Source organism: Propionibacterium acidifaciens DSM 21887 (genome assembly GCF_000426605.1).
In the GTDB taxonomy this organism is placed as follows: Bacteria; Actinomycetota; Actinomycetes; order Propionibacteriales; family Propionibacteriaceae; genus Propionibacterium; species Propionibacterium acidifaciens.
Map to the genome: position 1 here is coordinate 14,373 of NZ_AUFR01000011.1, position 15,678 is coordinate 30,050.

16 protein-coding genes are annotated in these 15,678 nt (G+C 73.2%); 10 read left to right on the forward strand and 6 right to left on the reverse strand.

Annotated elements, in window-relative coordinates:
- Positions 1–28 precede the first annotated feature (28 nt).
- The 4 genes from K336_RS0105340 to moaC all read left to right on the forward strand — a co-directional run bounded on the left by K336_RS0105340 (position 29) and on the right by moaC (position 3,507).
- Positions 29–784 carry a HesA/MoeB/ThiF family protein gene (locus K336_RS0105340; protein ID WP_226906014.1) on the forward strand — a complete coding sequence of 252 codons (756 nt, stop codon included), beginning with the start codon at positions 29–31 and terminating at the stop codon, positions 782–784.
- A gap of 48 nt (positions 785–832) precedes the next feature.
- Positions 833–2,077, forward strand: coding sequence for a molybdopterin molybdotransferase MoeA (locus K336_RS0105345; RefSeq protein ID WP_028706481.1), 1,245 nt, complete (start codon positions 833–835; stop codon positions 2,075–2,077).
- Positions 2,078–2,352: 275 nt separating this feature from the next.
- Positions 2,353–2,742: a hypothetical protein gene (locus K336_RS18455; protein ID WP_155944998.1), complete on the forward strand. Its 390-nt coding sequence runs from the start codon at positions 2,353–2,355 to the stop codon at positions 2,740–2,742.
- Between the two features lie 264 nt (positions 2,743–3,006).
- Positions 3,007–3,507, forward strand: a complete 501-nt coding sequence (gene moaC / locus K336_RS0105355) for a cyclic pyranopterin monophosphate synthase MoaC (protein WP_081660611.1) — start codon at positions 3,007–3,009, stop codon at positions 3,505–3,507.
- 160 nt (positions 3,508–3,667) lie between these two features.
- Here moaC and K336_RS0105360 read toward each other — a convergent pair whose 3' ends face one another.
- The 3 genes from K336_RS0105360 to K336_RS0105370 are packed head-to-tail and all read right to left on the reverse strand — an operon-like array spanning position 3,668 to position 5,637.
- Entirely contained in the window at positions 3,668–4,639 is a 972-nt protein-coding gene (locus K336_RS0105360; protein WP_028706484.1) for an SLAC1 family transporter, read from the reverse strand.
- On the reverse strand, positions 4,636–5,184 hold the full coding sequence (locus K336_RS14665) for a MogA/MoaB family molybdenum cofactor biosynthesis protein (protein ID WP_021797938.1): 549 nt from the start codon (positions 5,182–5,184) through the stop codon (positions 4,636–4,638). Before K336_RS14665 ends, K336_RS0105360 begins: the two co-directional genes overlap by 4 nt.
- 3 nt (positions 5,185–5,187) lie before the next feature.
- Positions 5,188–5,637, reverse strand: a complete 450-nt coding sequence (locus tag K336_RS0105370) for an HIT family protein (protein ID WP_021797930.1) — start codon at positions 5,635–5,637, stop codon at positions 5,188–5,190.
- A gap of 261 nt (positions 5,638–5,898) precedes the next feature.
- On the opposite strand from K336_RS0105370, the gene K336_RS19905 reads away from it, so the two are divergent.
- The 6 genes from K336_RS19905 (at position 5,899) to K336_RS0105400 (ending at position 12,444) form a co-directional block, all read left to right on the forward strand.
- A complete protein-coding gene (locus tag K336_RS19905; protein ID WP_267879355.1) occupies positions 5,899–6,033 on the forward strand; it encodes a hypothetical protein in 135 nt (44 codons plus the stop codon).
- Positions 6,034–6,527: 494 nt separating this feature from the next.
- Positions 6,528–7,727: a sensor histidine kinase gene (locus tag K336_RS14670; RefSeq protein WP_051245436.1), complete on the forward strand. Its 1,200-nt coding sequence runs from the start codon at positions 6,528–6,530 to the stop codon at positions 7,725–7,727.
- 267 nt (positions 7,728–7,994) lie between these two features.
- Positions 7,995–8,657, forward strand: coding sequence for a response regulator (locus K336_RS0105385; protein ID WP_021796393.1), 663 nt, complete (start codon positions 7,995–7,997; stop codon positions 8,655–8,657).
- Positions 8,658–9,179: 522 nt separating this feature from the next.
- The gene (locus K336_RS14675; protein WP_051245437.1) at positions 9,180–10,523 is read left to right on the forward strand and encodes an MFS transporter; all 1,344 of its coding nucleotides are present in this window, start codon (positions 9,180–9,182) and stop codon (positions 10,521–10,523) included.
- Between the two features lie 168 nt (positions 10,524–10,691).
- Entirely contained in the window at positions 10,692–11,612 is a 921-nt protein-coding gene (locus K336_RS0105395; protein ID WP_051245449.1) for an ABC transporter ATP-binding protein, read from the forward strand.
- A 1-nt stretch (position 11,613) separates the two neighbouring features.
- Complete coding sequence (locus K336_RS0105400; protein ID WP_155944999.1) at positions 11,614–12,444, forward strand: ABC transporter permease; 831 nt, start codon at positions 11,614–11,616, stop codon at positions 12,442–12,444.
- 44 nt (positions 12,445–12,488) lie between these two features.
- Here the strand turns inward: K336_RS0105400 and K336_RS0105405 are convergent, their stop codons facing one another.
- From K336_RS0105405 to K336_RS16880, 3 genes are all read right to left on the reverse strand, one after another.
- On the reverse strand, positions 12,489–13,466 hold the full coding sequence (locus K336_RS0105405; RefSeq protein ID WP_028706487.1) for a ribose-phosphate diphosphokinase: 978 nt from the start codon (positions 13,464–13,466) through the stop codon (positions 12,489–12,491).
- A gap of 125 nt (positions 13,467–13,591) precedes the next feature.
- Positions 13,592–14,239, reverse strand: coding sequence for a response regulator transcription factor (locus K336_RS0105410; RefSeq protein WP_051245438.1), 648 nt, complete (start codon positions 14,237–14,239; stop codon positions 13,592–13,594).
- A 19-nt stretch (positions 14,240–14,258) separates the two neighbouring features.
- Positions 14,259–15,284, reverse strand: coding sequence for a sensor histidine kinase (locus K336_RS16880; protein ID WP_155945000.1), 1,026 nt, complete (start codon positions 15,282–15,284; stop codon positions 14,259–14,261).
- Positions 15,285–15,678 lie beyond the last annotated feature (394 nt).

A 15,678-nucleotide genomic window follows, 5' to 3' on the forward strand; every position in this document is an offset into this window, starting at 1 on the left:
GCCGGCCGGGAGCCGGACGGGGGTGCGCGTGCCGCTGCGCAACCGGGTCGGGCCCCTCGACGACGCGACGGCCGCCCGCCACCGCCGCACCCGGCTCGTCACGGGGATCGGCGAACGGGGTCAGGCCCGGCTCGCCGCCGCGCGGGTGCTCGTCATCGGGGCCGGCGGGTTGGGCTCCCCGGTGCTGCTCTACCTCGCCGCGGCGGGGGTCGGGACGTTGGGCGTGTGCGACTCCGACGTGGTCGAGCTCTCGAATCTCCAGCGCCAACTGCTGCACGGCGAGGCGGACGTCGGCACGCCCAAGCCGGCCAGCGCGGCCGCCCACCTGGGCGGGCTCAACTCGGCCGTGCGCGTCGAGCAGTACCCGCACGCGACGAGGGGTTTCCTCGACAAGCACGGCGCCGAGTGGGACGTCGTCATGGACTGCACCGACAGCTTCACCGCCAAGTACCTCGTGGCCGACTGGGCGGCCGAGGCCGGCGCGCCCCTCGTCTGGGGTACCGTCGTGGGGATGGGCTTCCAGCTGTCGGTGTTCTGGTCGCGCCCGCCGACCGGGCTCCCGGCGACGAGCCTGCGGACCCTGCACCCGCGGGTGCCCGAGCCCGGCTCGACGCCGACGAGCGCCCGGGCGGGCGTCCTCGGGACGGTCGTCGGACAGGCCGGCACGGCCATGGCCACCGAGGCCGTCAAACTCATCACGGGCGCCGGCGACCCGCTCATCGGGCGGGTCCTCGTCGGCGACGCCGCGCGGAACCGCTACGAGACGCTGCGCTTCGCGCGCTGACGGGCAGGGCCGGCCGACTGTCGTGGGCGGCCCGGGAAGGTGGATGACATGGGTGACGAGCCGTTGGGCCTCGACGAGTACCGGGCCCTCGTCGAGGCGCGGATCCCCGCCCGGGGCACGGCCACGAAACCGCTGGACGAGTGCCTGGGCCTGACGCTGGCCTCCGATGCGCCCGCCCGCATCCCGGTGCCCCCGTTCACGAACTCGGCGATGGACGGTTTCGCCGTGCGCCGCGTCGACGTCGCCGGGGCCTCCCCCGAGCATCCCGTGAGGCTCCCCGTCATCGCCGACGTCCCCGCCGGCGACCCCGCGGCGACGCCGCTGCGTCCCGGCACCGCCGAACGCATCATGACCGGCGCGATGATGCCCGCCGGGGCCGACACGGTGATCCGCGTCGAGGAGACGGACCACCGTCCGGGCACCGACCGGGCGCCCGAGGCCGTGACGATCCTCCGCGGGGCCGAGGAGGGCGCGAACGTGCGCCGGGCGGGCGAGGACGTCGAGGCCGGCGATCCCGTCCTGACGGCCGGGATCCCGCTCGACGCCGTGGCGATCGCCGCCGCCGCCTCGGTCGGCCACACCACCCTCGAGGTGGTTCCGCGTCCGCGCGTCGGCGTGCTGGCCACCGGCTCGGAGCTGCGCGAGGCCGGCGACCCGCTGGGGCCCGGGCAGATCCCCGACTCCAACTCCCATCTGCTGGCCGGCCTCGTGCGCGAGGCCGGCTGCGAGCCCGTCGAGGTCGGGCGCGCGCCCGACGACCCGGCGAAGCTGCTGGGCCTGCTCGCGCAGTGGCCCGCGCTCGACCTGGTCATCACCGCCGGCGGGATCTCCGCAGGCGCCTACGAGGTCGTGCGCCAGGCCCTGTCGGGCCCCGCCTCGCGCTTCCACCGCGTCGCCCAGCAGCCGGGCGGGCCGCAGGGCCTGGCCACCGCCGTGGTCGGCGGGCGCCCCACCCCGGTGCTGTGCCTGCCGGGCAACCCCGTGAGCGTGTGGGCCGGCTTCCACGTCCTCGCCGCCGGGGTGCTGCGGGTGCTGGCCGGGCGGGCCACGGGCACCGCCCCGCGGACCAGTCGTGTCGTGGCGGCCGAGCCCTGGTCGGGACCGGCCGCGAAGGTGCAGTTCATGCCGGTCGTGCGCGAGGGCGAGCGCGTCCGTCCGATGCACCCGCTCGGCTCGAGGTCGCACCTGGTGGCCTCGCTGCCCCGCGCCGACGGGCTGGCCGTCGTCCCGGTCGGCACGGGCCGGGTGGAGCCCGGAACGGAACTGGAGTTCATCGCGGCGCACCCGCGCTGAGGGCGGCAAGCGGGCGGACTCGAAGACGCCGCGGCCCCGGACACGGAAGGCAGAGATGACCGGTGGAGGCGCCAGCCCGTGGGGGCGACGCGGCCTCCTCGCCCTGTGCCTGCTCGCCCCTGCCTGTTCGAGGCGGAGACCCTCCTGCTCATCCGCTCCGGCAGGCCGCCCGGGAGGACAGCGGCAATCCCGCTGCGGGGCCCGATCGTGCCGGGGACGCTCGCTCATGGCCGCCCTCCGGGCCGGGTCATCCTCTCCCGCCGTCGCAGGCACGTGTGAAGGACGCCGCTGCGGCGCGGGCCGCCGGCCTGCGCCACGCGGACCACGACGCGCCCTACGCGGCGCGGCTCGAGCAGCCGTGCGGGATCCGCAGGGCCCGTGTCTTGGTCCGACGCGTCGTGGAGCGCCCCGACGGCACCCGCAGCGGCGAATTCCTCGTCCGCGGGGGCAAGGGGGAGAGCATCCGGTGCTTCGCCGACATGGCCCTGCCGGTGCCTGCCGGGCCTCCGGTGACCTGCAATGCGCTGACCGGCGACCGCGCCTTCGACGAGGAGTGGGCCCTCATGACGACGGCCCCTCCCCGGCGCCGGTGCTCGGCCCGCAGCTGCGCGCCGTCCTGGGCGCCGACTGCTTCCGCCGGCTGCATCTGGCCGACGGCCGTATGATCTGTCTGACCAGGAATTCCTTCCGGGTCGAGGACTTCGGGCGACCCGCCGGCCAGGTCCGGTGGCCGGGGCGGATCATCGAGGCCGAGTCGGCAGGGCCGGCGGCGGGCCCCGGCTGAGCCGAGGGAGCCGGCCGAGCAGTCCGCACGACCGCCGGACGCGGGAGAGCCTCCCCGGCCGGCGGAGGATCGACATGACCGACACGCCGGACGGTCCGATGCGCCTCCCGGAAGGTGTACGGCTGTGCGTCGGAGAGGAAGCGACATGACCGACACGCCGGAGAATCCGGTGCGCCTGCCGCACCTGCGCGGCGACGGCAGCGCCTTCATGGTCGACGTGACCGCCAAGGCGCCGAGCGTGCGCGAGGCCACCGCCGTCGCCGAGGTCGGCTGCTCGCCGCGGGTCATGTCCGCCCTGCGCGACGGCACCGTGCCGAAGGGCGACGTGCTGGCCGTGGCGCGCGTCGCCGGGATCATGGCCGCCAAGCGCACCCCCGACCTGCTGCCGTTGGCGCACCGCATCGGCGTGCACGGCTGCGAGCTCGACCTGTCCCTCGCCGAGGACCACGTGGCGATCCGCGCCACGGTCCGCACCGCCGATCGCACCGGCGTCGAGATGGAGGCCCTCACCGCGGCGACGGTGGCCGCCCTGGCCGTCGTCGACATGGTCAAGGGCGTCGACCGCTCGGCCGTCGTCCGGGAGGCGATGATCGTCCACAAGTCGGGCGGGCGCTCAGGCGACTGGACCCGCCCGGGCCGGGGGTGAGCCGGGCCCGGAGCCCGACCTCGTCCCGCATCCCGTCCCCGGATGCGGCCGAGAGGGCCCGACCGCGCACCATGCACGGGCGGACGCCCCAGCTGCGATCAAGGGACGCCGACCGCCCCGAGCGCCCGACCGCCGGGCCGGTCCGTCGGGGCCAGCCGAGTCAGGGCACCGGTCGGGCACCCGGCAGCGCACGGACGGTGAGGCCCGCGACGGCGACGACGACGGCCGTCGCCAGGGCCAGGACGGCCCAGGCCGCAGGGCGCCACGGCCCGAAGGGGGCGGTGGCCAACCACCGCACGAGGAAGTTCGCCGTCGCGGCCGAGGGGAAGGTGAACGACCACATGGCCGTCGTCGCAGGGGCCCTGAGATAGCAACCGGGCACCAGGAAGAGCTCGACGACGATGAACAGCGCCGTGATGCCGACGAGGATCTCGACGACGGCATCGCCGCGTCCGCCGTTCATCGTCACCCACGCGGTGCCGGCCGTGGCAGGCGGCGCGACGAGGATGGCCAACAGCGGCCATTGGGAGGGCGGCAGCGGCTCGCGCGTCCACAGTCGCACCGTGACGACGGCGCCGATCATCACCCACAGCATGATGCCGATGCCGAACTCGGCCATGGCCGGGCCCCGCGCGCCGACGAGCGAGAGCGCCGGGCTCGTGACGAAGGCACCCGCGATGAGCGGGACGAAGTAGCCGGTGTGCAGGGACTCGACCCGCACCGGCCGGATGCACCAGCGGGCGACGAGCCGCGCGCCGAACAGACCGACCACGAGGGCGCAGGCGATGATGAGCCAGAACGCCGCGGTCGGAGCCCGGATGTACAGGCGCTCGCCGAGCAGCACCCCCACCAGCGGGAAGTAGGAGAACGCGAAGCCGTCCAGGTCGTCGCCGAAGCGGTTGGCCCCGCACGCCAAGGCGCGGACGTAGCGCACGGCGATGACGAGCACGGCGGCCAGGGCCGCGAGGGCGAGCAGATCGGCGCACCACCCGGGCGCTCCGAGCAGCGGAACGGCGCTCCCCCAGGCCCCGGCCAGACCGCTCAGGCCCAGCGCGACGGCCAGGGCGCTCAGATCGAACGGGCGCGGTGCGGGCCCGTCGGGAACCCCCTGCCCTGGTGCGGGCGCGCTCATGAGGGCCGGCGCCCTCTCGTCGCGCCTGTGGCCGGCGCGGGGTGGTCGCCGCCGTCGAGCTGGTCGAGGACGTGCCCGAGCAGCGGCGCGACGACGGCGACGGCGTCGCGCACCCCGCCGGGCGAGCCCGGGGCGTTGACGACGAGGGCGGCGTCGGCACCGCGCGCACTGATGCCGACGAGGCCGCGGCCGAGACAGGCGGTCGGCGCGGAGGCCTCGCCGCGACGGCGGATCGCATCGGCGAGCCCGTCGAGGCGGGCTGCGAGCAGGGGCGCGGTGGCCTCGGGCGTCACATCGCGCGGGCCGATGCCGGTGCCGCCGGTGGTGAGGACGAGGCGGCAGCCGTCGGCCAGGGCGGCCGCGATGGCAGCCCTCACCGATTCGACGCCGTCGGGCACGACGACGACCGGGCCGGCCGCGATGCCGGCATCGGCGAGCAGACGAGCAGCGAGCGGACCGGACAGATCCTCGCGCTCGCCGTGCGCACAGCGGTCGGAGACGGTGACGACCCTCGCCAGGGGCCCGTCCCCGGTGGTTCCGGCCACGGTTCAGGCCAGCGCCGGCGAGCCGGGCGCGACGGGCACAGCGGCACCGTGCCCGAGCTCGTGCAGAGCGGCGCGGACCCGCTCGGTCGCGGCGTCCAGCTCGGTGCCGGGCACCTCGGCCCGGGCGTTGGTGAAGCTCAGTTCGGCCTCGCCCCAGGCGGGCAGGACGTGCAGGTGGAGGTGGGGGATCTCGAAGCCGGCGACGAGCAGGGCGGCGCGCGGCGAGTCGAAGGCCCGCTCGACCGCCTGGCCGATGATCTTGGCGACGGACATGAGGCGGGCCAGCAGCGCGTCGTCGGCGCTGGTGAACTTGGCGACCTCCTGGCGCGGCACGACGAGCATGTGGCCGTCGGTGATCGGGTTGATGGACGCGAAGACGACGCACGTCTCGTCCGCCCAGGCGAAGCGCCCGGGGATCCGACCCTCGATGATCTTCGTGAAGACAGTGCTCATGGCCCCATCGTGGCACGCCGAGGGCCCGGCCTCGGGACGGGGCCGGGCGGCGGCGGAAGCGGTGGACGGCACGGCCCGCGCTCCGGACCGGTCGGGTGTGCGAACACGCCGTCCGGGGGCGGGGGGAATGGCCCGGCCCTGCGCTCCGGAGACCGGGCTTGCGCGCCGGGGGCCGGAACGCGAGGATTGCTGCACGTCGGCGTCCCGCCGGGCCGGCGCAGGAGCGCCGCCCCTCCCCGGACGCGCGGAGGAGGTTCGGTCATGGCACGAGGACGAGCCGGATGGTTCGCGGCGGTCGTCGGGGCATTGCTCGGGCTGGCCCATCTGCACCGCCACCGCGCCGAGCGGTACGAGGCGGAGCTGTGGGCCGAGGTGGGTCGCGGCCTCAGGCCCTGAGGACCTCGTGCGCACGCCCGCCACCGACCTGATCGAATCCGCCTGCGACCCCCGTTCCTCTCGGAGCTCCGAGGGCCTCGTGCGCATGCCGCCCGCCATCACCGGTCGGGCGCGCAGCGCGGTCCTGGACGCTCGACCCCGCTGGCCCGAGTCCCGGGCCACCCCGACGACCCGGGCGCCGCACCCGACCGGCGAACCCGTCTCCGGGCGCCGCGCCCGCGCGACCCCGACCCCTCCAGAAGGGGCACGACGAGCCCATGAACCCCGGGCGCCGCGCCCGCGCGACCGACACCACCGTCGTACCCTCGTCCCCCGAGCCCGCACCGGCCCGTTGCGCCGGGGCGCGCGCCCTCGCTCACGCGGACTCCTCGATCGGCCCGCGACGGGCCCCGGCCGGGAACCCCGCGGCCGGCCCGGGAACGGTTCCCCGAGACCCCCTCGCCCGGACGCCCCGGCGGGGTCCGGGCCCGCGGAGACGACCGTAGACTCCGATCATGAGCCTCGTCCCCCCACTCCGCCGCTCCGCGCGCCGGGAGCTCATCGCCGATGGGGCGCTGGCCGCCTGCCTCACCGCGCTCACCTGCTTCTGGGGGGACGTCACCGTCCCCCAGCGCGACTCCTACCTCACGACGCTGCTCACCGGCCTGCCGCTCACGACGCCGATCGTCCTGCGCCGCCGCCGGCCCCTGCTCATGCTGGCCATCGCCACGGTCGGGGGCCTCGTGCAGTGCGTGGCCGTCGAGGCCCCGACCCCCTCGCTCATCGCGGTGCCGATCATCACCTACTCGGTCGCCCGCTGGGTCGACGGCCACGGCTCGCGGCTGGCGGTCCTGGCCGGCTTCATCGGCGCGGTCGTTGGCCCCTACCGCTGGTCGCACACGCGCGAGCCGTGGATCCCCGGTCCGGATCCCAGCAGCGTCTTCACGCTGCTCTTCCTCATCTGCACGGCGATGGTGCTCGTCCCCTACCTCATCGGACGCCGCGTCCGCGAGAGCGACCGGGTCGAGCTCGAACGCGAGCTGGCGGCCGAGGCGCAGTACGAGGCCGAGCTCACCGCGCAGGCCGAACGGGCCCGCACCACCGAGGCCCGCGTCCGCAACGAGATCGCCCGCGAACTGCACGACGTCGTCGCCCACTCGCTGAGCGTCATCACGGTCCAGGCCCAGGGCGGCAAGGCGCTCGCCGCGAAGAACCCCGACGCGGCGGTCCACGTGCTCGGCACGATCGCCGACATGAGCCGGGACGCGCTCGTCGAGATGCGCCGCATCGTCGGCGTGCTGCGCGAGGGGCCCGCCGAGTACCGTCCTCAGCCGGGGCTGGACGACATCCCGACCATGGTCGAGCGGGCCGGCGAGCGCGTGCACCTGGAGGTCGTCGGCAGCCCGCCGCAGGTGCCGCCGACGCTGGGGCTGGCCGCGTACCGCATCTGCCAGGAGGCGATGACGAACTTCCTCAAGCACGCCGGCCCGAAGGCCCACTGCTGGATGCGCCTCGACTACGGGGCCGAGCGCATCGTCATCGACGTCGTGGACGACGGGGCGGGCGCGGCCGTGCTGGACGACGGGGCCGGCAACGGGCTGCGCGGCATGGCCGAGCGGGCCACCGCGATGGGCGGCACCGCCGACGCCGGGCCCCGCCCCGAGGGCGGGTTCGCCGTGCACGCCGAGTTGCCGCTGGAGCAGCCGGGCCGCTGAGGACCCGCCCACGAGTCGCCGGACAGCGTCGACTCGGGCCTCGGCCCCTCCCGTTCCGCCCCGTCCGCGCGGATCGCCGGCGCCGTCGTGCTCGCCCGGCGACCACGGGCGACCGTCCTCGGCAGAGCCGTCGGGGCGGCGCCCACGGTGCCCTGCGGACGTCGAACCGCCGGTCGCCGTCGGGCGGGCCCGGCGGCGCGGTTACCGTGGGGGCACCCGACCACGCGGGACGTCCGGCGGGCGCCGGACGCGAGTGCAGGAGGAATCATGGCCGAGCCGATCACGGTGCTTCTCGTCGACGACCAAGAGCTGGTGCGCAGCGGTTTCCGCATGCTCATCGACGCCCAGGACGACATGGGCGTCGTCGGGGAGGCGGCGGACGGCGCCGAGAGCCTCGAGCAGCTGGACCGTCTGCGGCCCGACGTCGTCCTCATGGACATCAGGATGCCCGTCATGGACGGCGTCGAGGCGACCCGGCGCATCATCGCGTCCGGCCTCGACACGCGCGTCCTCGTGCTGACCACCTTCGACCTCGACGAGTACGTCTTCTCGGCGCTCAAGGCGGGCGCCTCGGGCTTCATGCTCAAGGACGCCCGGCCCGAGGAGCTGCTGGCGGCCATCCGCACCGTCGCCTCCGGCGACGCCGTCGTCGCCCCCAGCGCGACCCGCCGTCTGCTCGAACACGTCGCCCCCAGCCTGCCCGACCACGTCGGCGAGGAGGACGACCGCCTGTCGGTGCTCACCGAGCGCGAGCTCGAGGTCCTCGGCGAGGTGGCGCGCGGCGCGACGAACGCCGAGATCGCCGAGCACCTGTTCATGGCCGAGGGCACGGTGAAGACCCACATCGGGCGGCTGCTGTCGAAGCTCGAGGCACGCGACCGCGTCGGGCTCGTCCTCATCGCCTACGAGACGGGTCTCGTCCATCCCTGAGCGGCCCCGGGCGCCCCGTCCTGCCATCCGTTGCCCGCCCCGCAGGGCCGCCCGGACCGCGTCACGTGCTCTTCGACAAGGATTGATGGTCTCTCTCAGAGGCTCGACCGCACCCTTGCGGACCGATCGCGATCACATTCCGGTCGTTTTCGTCCCCCCGGAGTTCCCACTGGTCTATCATGAGGAACGCATCGGATGTCCTGCCCGTGCAGTCCGTCTCGCCCGATGACGCAGTCGACCGCGGGCCCGCAGGATCCAGGGCATTCCCGCCGCATTCGCGGCCCGCAGACGCCCAGGGGGCTGTTGGGGGTGACCAGCAGCCCTCTGGTGCCCCTTCCAACGCGCGACGAGGCGCTGTCACGGGGGATCCGGTGCGTGCGCGCCCGATGGATCCCGACGCCCGTTCGACGAGATGATCCACCCCGACGGCGGGCCGCCGCGGCGGGATGGTGCATGCCCTCGCGCCCGCCGCCCGCACATGCTGACCGTCTAGACTCCCCGTGACCGCGGGAGGGGGCGCGTGTGGAATTCACCCGGAGACTGAGCAGGCTGAGCAGGCACCGCGACTTCCGTCGGCTCGTCCTCGTGCGGCTGTGCGGCCAGTGCGGCGACGGCACCGCGCAGGTGGGCATGGCCTCGTACCTGCTGTTCAGCCCGCAGAGCCAGACGAGCGCCTGGGCGGTCGCCGGGGTGCTCGCCCTCACGATGCTCCCCTACTCGCTGCTCGGCCCCTTCGTCTCGGTGCTGCTCGACCGCTTCTCGCGCCGGCGCATCTCGGTGCTCGTCGACGTGACGCGCGCCGTGTGCAGTCTCGCCCTGGCGGCGATGATCGCCGTGCACCGGACAGGCGGCGGCGCGAGCGTCGTCCTGGCCGTGCTCCTGCTCGTCATGCTGAGCCTCAACCGGTTCACGCTGGCCGGCCTGCAGGCGGGCCTGGCGGGGACGGTCGAGGAGGCCGAGTACCTGGAGGCGAGCTCGATCATGCCGATGATCGGCCCGCTGGCCGCGCTCGTCGGCGGCGCCGCGGCCGGGGCCATCCGCCTGGCGCTGGGCGGTCCCCTGGGCACGGACGCCGCGAACGGGCTCATCTTCGTCCTCGCGGCGGCGCTGTTCGTCGGCGCCGCCGGCACCGCCTGCCGGATCGGGCGCACGGTCCTCGGCCCGGCGAAGGACGCCGAACGGGTGACGGTGGGCGACGTGGCGCACGGCCTGGCCACCGGGATGCGGCACCTGGCGCACCGCCCGCCGGCCTGGCTGGCACTGCTCGCCGAGGCCGTCGTGCGCATCGGCTACGGCTTCCTCATGGCCTTCGTCGTCGTGATCCACCGCCACCACTTCGCCGGCGAGGGGCGCCTCGGATCGGCGATGGCCGGCGCGGGCGGCTGGTTCGCCGTGAGCGGCGTCGGTTTCGTCCTGTCCGGGGTCGTGTCGGTGCCGGTCGCCGAGCGCATCGGCGTGCGGCGCTGCATCGGGGCGATGCTGCTCGTCATGGGGCTCTCGCAGGCCACCGTCGGCGCCATCATGGCCGTACCGGCCCTGCTCGTGAACTCCTTCCTCACCGGGCTGGCCGGTCAGTCGCTCAAGGTGCAGACCGACACCGTCGTGCAGGCCCACGTGGACGACGACCACCGCGGACGCGTCTTCACGCTCTACGACGTGCTCTACAACATCTCGACGGTACTGGGCGCCGTCCTCGCGGCCGTCGTGCTGCCGCCCGATGCGGTGAGCCCGCCCGCCATGGCCGCCCTCGGCGCCGGCGCCCTGCTCGCCGGGCTCGGCTTCCTGGCGGCCACGCGACCCCTGGGCGGCGCGACCTTCGACCGGGGCACCCGGGCCGCGGACGAGCGGGCCGGCGCACGGGCCTGAGCCGACGGGCGAAGCGCACCGGCCGAGCCCTCCCCTCCCGGCGTCGACGTGACATTCATCACGCCCCGGCATGACGAGGCGCACCGGATCCTGGGAACCACTTGTCAGAGGCGGTTTTCAGTCATTGACTGGGGCGTGCAGCACCTCACCGACCCAGAAGGGGACATCATGAGCGCACCAGTCAGCGTGCCGGGACAGGCCGCCATCGAGGTCGACTCGATCAGCAAGTCCTTCCGCACCGCGGGGGACGAACGGGTCGACGCCGTTCGGGGCATGAGCTTCACGATCCGCAGCGGCGAGGTCGTGGCCCTGCTCGGCCCCAACGGCGCGGGGAAGTCGACGACGATCGACATGATCCTCGGTCTCACCCACCCGGATTCGGGAACGGTGAGGGTCTTCGACGGAGCGCCGCTCGACGCCTCGCGCAGCGGGCGGACCGCGGCCGTCGCCCAGAGCGGCGGCCTGCTGGCCGAGAACACCGTGCAGCAGACGATGCGCGTCATCGCGGCCCTCCACCCGGGGTCGAGCATCGGCTCGTGCATGAGCCGCGCCGGCATCACCGACCTCGCCGACCGCCAGGTGTCGAAGTGCTCCGGCGGCGAGCAGCAGCGGCTGCGCTTCGCCCTGGCCCTGCTGCCCGACCCGGACCTGCTCATCCTCGACGAGCCGACGGCGGGGATGGACGTCCGGGCCAGGCGCGACTTCTGGCGCGAGATCCGCGCCGAGGCGCAGGCCGGCCGGACGATCCTCTTCGCCACGCACTACCTCGACGAGGTGGACGAGTTCGCCGACCGCGTCATCCTCATCAAGGAGGGGCGCGTCATCGCCGACGACACGGCCGACGCCATCCGCACCACCGCCGGCGGCTGCACCGTCTCGGCGGAACTGACCCCCGGGACCCTCGACCGCATCGGCCTGGCCGGCACGCGGCTGCTCGAGGAGCGCTCCGGGCGCACCTATCTGCACAACCCCGACTCGGACGCGCTGACCCGCCGCCTGCTGGAACTGGGCGGGCGCGGGATCAGGGTCGTCCCACGCAGCCTGGACGACGCCTTCCTCGCACTGACCTCGACCACGACGGAGAACTGACATGACGATCCTCACCGACACCCCCACGGCCCCCGGCCCCACCGCGACGAACTCGGTGCGGCTGCCGCCCCGGCGCACCCGGCTGCGCGGCATCCCGCTGAGCTACCTGTGGTGCGAGCTCCGCCGTCCGATGCGCCGCTCGAACCTGATCTTCAACCTGGCGCTGCCGGCGGTGCTCTACCTGGCGCTGTTCCGCGCCGGCCCGTCCGACGCGAACCTGCCCGGCGGCAACTTCGCACTGTGGATGATGATCGGCATCGCCGTCTACGGCTCGGCCGCGGCCAGTACGAGCGCGGCCGCCTCCATCGCCATGGAGAAGGCGTCGGGCTGGATGCGCACGATGCGGCTGACCCCGCTCAGCACCGCCGGCTACGTCCTCACGAAGATCGCCGGCGCCATGACCATGAGCATCCTGCCCGTCGGCGTCGCCGGCCTCCTCGGGCTGCTCACCGGCGCGCGGGGCACCGCGGCGGCATGGGCCTGCGGGCTGGTGGGCGCCTGGGCGTCGTCAGCGATCTTCTCGGCCCTCGGCCTGGCGATCGGCCTGGCCCTGCGCGCCGAGGTCGTCATCCATGTGCCGGGCCTGGTCATCACCGCCCTGGCCTTCCTCGGCAATCTGTTCATCCCGCTGTCGGGCACGATGCTCACGATCGGGCGCTTCACCCCGATGTACGGCGCCGCGACGATCGCCCGCTGGAGCCTGACCGGTGGCAGCAGCTTCAGCGCCGACCACGACTCGCTCGGCTGGGCGGTCGTCAACGCGGCCTGCTGGCTGGTCGGATTCGCCCTCTGGGCGGCGCGCAGGTTCACCAAGAGCACGGGGCGCGTCTGACCCCATCGCCCGGCGCCCCCGCCCGGCGGGCCGGGGCAGGCCTGTCAGAACAGCTTGCTCTGGTCCTTGGGCGGGGCGTAGGCGGGGTCGACGCCGTCGAACATCTTCGAGATGGACCGGCCCCGGTGGATGCGGTCGATGGCCTCGGCGAACATCGGGGCGATGGACAGCACCGTCAGCCCGGGCCAGTCGGCGGGGGCCGGAACGGTGTCGGTCGTGACGACCTCGCTGATGAACTCCTCGGCGCGCAGGCGCTCGGCGGCGCGCCCGGCGAACAGGCCGTGCGTGCAGGCGACAGAGGCCGATCGGGCGCCCTGCTCCTTGAGCTTGCGGGTGAGTTCGATGATCGAGCCGCCGGTGGCGATCTCGTCGTCGAGGACGATGCAGTGCCGGCCCTCGACGTCGCCGACGACCATGTCGATGACGACCCGGTCGTCGCCCAGGCGGCGCTTGGAGCCGGCCGCGACGGGCAGGCCGAGGAGGCGGGCGAAGTTCGAGGCGGACTTGGCGTTGCCGAAGTCGGGACTGACGACCACCGCGTCCTCGCAGGCGCCGCGGTAGTGGTCGGCGATGACGCCCAGGGCGGTGAGCTGGTCGACGGGCACCGAGAAGAAGGCCTGCACCTGCGGGGAGTGGAGCTGCATGGTGAGCACGCGGTCGACGCCCGCGGTGACGAGCAGGTCGGCGACGAGACGGCCGCCGACGCTGATGCGCGAGGCGTCCTTCTTGTCGGAGCGGGCGTACGAGTAGTGCGGGATGACGGCGGTCACCTGGGCGGCCGAGGCCGACTTGGCGGCCTGCACCATGAGCAGCAGCTCCATGAGGTGGTCCTGGGTGGGCGGCACGAGCGGCTGGACGATGTAGACGTCGCGCTGGCGCACGTTGACCAGCAGCTGCGCCTGGAGGCAGTCGTTGCTGAAGCGGCTGATCCCGACCGGTGAGAGGTCGACCCGCGCGCACCGGCAGATGTTCGCGGCGAGCTCGCGATGGGCCGAGCCCGAGAACACGACGATGTCTTCCACGGCCGTCCTTCCCGCAGCGGATCGGTGCGCAACCAGCCTAGACGTCCGCGGGGTCCGTGCCGCACTCGACGCACCCGGCGAGCCGTCGGGGAGCCCCCGATGGGGTTCCACCGGTTCCGCCCGTCCTACAGCCAGCCCTGGGAGCGGGCCGTCTCGATGGCCTGGATACGGCTCGTCGCGTCGAGCTTGGTCATCACGGCCGACAGGTAGTTGCGCACCGTCCCCTGCGAGAGGCACAGCTGCTTCGCGACCTCGGAGGTGGACGACCCGTCCGCGATGAGGCGCAGGACCTCCAGCTCGCGCTCGCTGAGCGGGCAGGGGCCGACGCGCAGGGCCTCGGCGGCCAGGTCCGGGTCGATCGCGGTGTGGTCGCCCATCACCGCCCTGATCGAGCTCATGAGGCGCGCGCCGGTGGTGGTCTTGAGCAGATAGCCGTTGGCGCCGGCCTGGATCGCGGCGTGGAGGTGGCCGCTGCCCTGGAGCGCGGTGAGGAGGAGGATCCTGCCCCGGTAGCCCTTCCCGCGCAGCTGCGCGGTGGCCTCGATACCGGTCGCGCCGGGCATGTCGACGTCCATGAGGACGAGGTCGGGGCGGTGCACCGCGACGGCCCGCAGGACGAGATCGCCGCGGCTGACGCGGGCCACCACCTCGAAGGACGGCTCGGTGCTCAGGAGGGCCTCGAAGGCCTCGGCGACGAGGTCGACGTCCTCGGCGAGGAGGATGCGCAATCTGCTCCTCTCGTCGGAGGGCGGGTGGGGGGTGACTGTGCTCATGGCAGCATTGTGCCGCGGCTCATTCTGCTCCGACAAGGGGGATCACGGCACGGAGACGGAACCTGCCGCCCTCCACCGGACCCGCCTCGAGACTCCCCCCGAGAAGAACGACCCTCTGACGCATCCGCCCCACACCACTGCCGTCCCCACCCACCGGCCGACCGTCCAGGACACCATCATTGACCACCGACACGACAGCACAACCGCCCTCGATCCCCACCTCGACCCGGCACGACGAGGCATCGGCATGCTTGAGCATGTTCGTGACCCCCTCACGAACCACCAGAGCGCACTCGGCATCTGCACCACCCACCGGCACCGCACTCGCCTCGAACCGAACACCGATCCGCTCACACAACGCCCGCGCCGACCCGAGCTCCTCCTCGACCCCCGCCACCATCGGCCCATGCGTAAGAGCCCGCAACTGAGCCTGACCCTCACGAACCGTCTCCCCCGACGCCACCAACTGCCGCCGCGCCAACCCGACATCCCGATCCAACAGATTGAGAGCAGCCTCCTGACGCAACGACACCGCCACCAGAGTCCGCCCAATGATGTCATGCAGATCACGAGAGATCCGCGACCGCTCCTCATCAACGCTGAGCCGAGCCAACCGCTCCCTGGAAACCTCCAACTGGATGAGGGTCCGGGCCAGCAGAGCAAAGGTCAACAGGACGATGCCGACAACGATGTTGAGGCAGACCAGCACGAGCTTCCCAGCGATCGTGTAGGGCCGGATGCACAACAGTGCCACCTCGACGAGGATGACAATCGTGATCATCACCATGCGGTGACGCTGCGACGACACGAGGAGCAGGAGGGCGACCACCACGACGGCATCGAAGAAGGCGGCCGAGACGAGGCCCTCCGTGATGAGGATCGCGATGATGAAGACCGTCGACGCGATCGACCACGAACGGTCGACGCGATCGACGATGACTGACTTCTGGATGGCGGGGTAGCACAGCATCAGCCCGGTCACGGCGACCAGGTAGATGACGGTCGCCACTCTGCCCGCGGTCGGGGTGACCTCGTAGGAGGTCACCCCGACGAGGGCGCCGCGACAGCAGGCCACGTAGCACAGGAAGACGACGAGAAGAGCCGTTCGCTGCACCTGACGGGGAGTGATGAGGTCCAGGAAGGATCTGAATTGTCTCGACACGTCTCAAACTCCAGGTTTCAAATCCGCATGCGCCACCCACACTGCCATCCAGAAACTGTCATCGACGTCACTGGATTGCAACCAGATGATGGAGTGTCTGCAAGAGGAGTATCCTGCGGTGGAGCCATTTTCAAAAGACTCGGGAGCCATGCAGAATCTCATCCCACTCTCATCTCATTCCTTCGGGGTCAGGATTTTTCCAGTGACGCTTGAGTTTTGCACAACCTCCGGTTCACCAATGACAGAAGACAGACCAGCTCATGATGACTGGGGAGTC